Origin of the sequence: Mesorhizobium sp. M2A.F.Ca.ET.067.02.1.1, from assembly GCF_004023285.1 — a bacterium.
In the GTDB taxonomy this organism is placed as follows: domain Bacteria; phylum Pseudomonadota; class Alphaproteobacteria; order Rhizobiales; family Rhizobiaceae; genus Mesorhizobium.
In genome coordinates this window covers 1-1905 of the sequence record NZ_RZSB01000972.1, presented here as the reverse complement: position 1 = coordinate 1905, position 1905 = coordinate 1, and the positions used below count along the sequence as shown (strand labels likewise).

At 60.7% G+C, this 1905-nt stretch carries 1 protein-coding gene and 2 pseudogenes; 2 read left to right on the top strand and 1 reads right to left on the bottom strand.

Going from position 1 to position 1905, the window contains the following annotated elements; translation table 11 throughout:
- Positions 1-325 (bottom strand): annotated as a pseudogene (locus tag EOA28_RS34365) (thymidine kinase); the annotation flags it as partial.
- Positions 326-573: 248 nt separating this feature from the next.
- Here EOA28_RS34365 and EOA28_RS34360 point away from each other — a divergent pair.
- Positions 574-1509 (top strand): choline ABC transporter substrate-binding protein, encoded by a 936-nt coding sequence (locus EOA28_RS34360; RefSeq protein ID WP_042640272.1) that lies wholly within the window; start codon positions 574-576, stop codon positions 1507-1509.
- A 123-nt stretch (positions 1510-1632) separates the two neighbouring features.
- Positions 1633-1905: pseudogene (locus tag EOA28_RS34355) on the top strand (choline ABC transporter permease subunit); the annotation flags it as partial.

Here is a 1905-nt window from a genome sequence, read left to right as displayed (position 1 = left end):
TGTTCAGCCTATCGGCGATGCGCGCGAGCTGCCAGACCTGCTCCTCCTCGAGGAACTGAGCCTCGTCGACGAATACGCAATGCACGGTCGTATGTTCGTGATGCTCGGCGACCCTGGCGAAGAGATCGTCGCCGTCGCGGAACATCTCGGCCTCGGATTCGAGGCCGATGCGCGACGAGATCAAGCCGCTGTCGCCCTTGCGATAATGTCCGGCGACGAACAGCATCGTCGACATGCCGCGTTCGCGATAGTTGTAGGACGCCTGCAAGAGCATCGTCGTCTTGCCGGCGTTCATCGTCGCGTAGTGGAAGTAAAGCTTGGCCATGCGTCCTTCTAAGCTCACAGGTCGGCACCGGGGGAGGGGGGCGGAGGCTCCGTCCACCAAAAACTCCCTGCCGTCTAAAATCCGATGTCGTTCAAAAGCCTGTCATGTCGCGTAAAGGCCAGCGCGCGCCGTTCGTCGTGAGGTTGAAGCGCTTGAAACGGCTTCAAAATGGTGTTTGGCTGACGAAACAAGGCGGGCGCAAGAACCGTGACTTCGCACCGCCTGGTAATTGCAATGGGAGAAAGTTCATGTCGCGTATGAAATCTATCGCCGCGGGCATCGGCCTTGCGGCGCTTCTGACCACGACCGCCGCTTATGCCGGCGATCCGGCGAGCTGCAAGGCGGTTCGCCTGTCCGATGTCGGCTGGACCGACATCCAGGCCACGACGGGGCTGGCCTCGGTGCTGCTCACCGCGCTCGGCTACGAGCCGCAGACGATCCAGCTTTCGGTACCGGTGACCTATGCGTCGCTGAAGAACAAGGACCTCGATGTCTTCCTCGGCAACTGGATGCCGTCGATGACCAACGACATCAAGGACTATACTGCGGACGGCTCGGTCGAGACGATCAGCACCAACCTGACCGGCGCCGGCTATGGCATCGTCGTGCCGACCTATGTCGCGGATGCCGGCGTCAAGACGCTGACCGATCTCGGCAAGTTCAAGGACAAATTCAACGGCAAGATCTACGGCATCGAGGCCGGCAATGACGGCAACCGCATCATCCTCGACATGATCAAGAACCCGAAGGACAATCTCGAGGGCTTCGAACTGGTCGAGTCGTCGGAAGCCGGCATGCTGACGCAGGCCGAGCAGTCGATGAAGAACAATGAGTGGATCGCCTTCCTCGGCTGGACGCCGCACCCGGTGATGGGTGCCATGAAGATCACCTATCTCGACGGCATGGGCGACAGCGGCTTCGGCGCCGCCACCGTCTACACCAACGTGCGCAAGGGCTACACCACCGAATGCCCGAACGCCGCCAAGTTCATCGCCAACCTTAAGTTCAATCTCGATATGGAAGGCGAGATGATGGACGCGATCCTGAAGGGCGGCGATGCCCAGACGGTGGCGAAAGACTGGCTGAAGAAGCATCCCGACGCCATTGCGCCGTGGATTGCCGGCGTCACCACCTTTGATGGCGGGGACGCGGCTGCCGCCGTCAAGACCGCGCTCGGGAGCTGAGCCGCTTGGGACCGGCATGATTTCCGGAAAAGGGCAGCCCTTGAAGAGGCTGCCCTTTTTCATATGCCAGGAGACGTGAGAGGATGACCGCGCGGCAAGCGCGGCGAAGCCGAGAGGGGAAAGATGGATCCGATTTCGAAATTCCTGACCGACTACAAAATCCCCATCGGGCCGTGGGGCAAGGCGTTCTTCGGCTTCCTGACCGACAATTTCGACACCATCTTCCGGGCTTTTTCAAACGGGTTGAATTTCATTCTCGACGGGGCGGTGAACCTCCTGCTGATGGTCCCGCCGGTGCTTCTGGCGCTGGTCATCGCGATCGTCGCCTGGCTTCTGCAGCGCTCGCGGCCGCTCGCCATCGGCGTCTTCCTCGGCCTGATCTTCATCATCAACCAG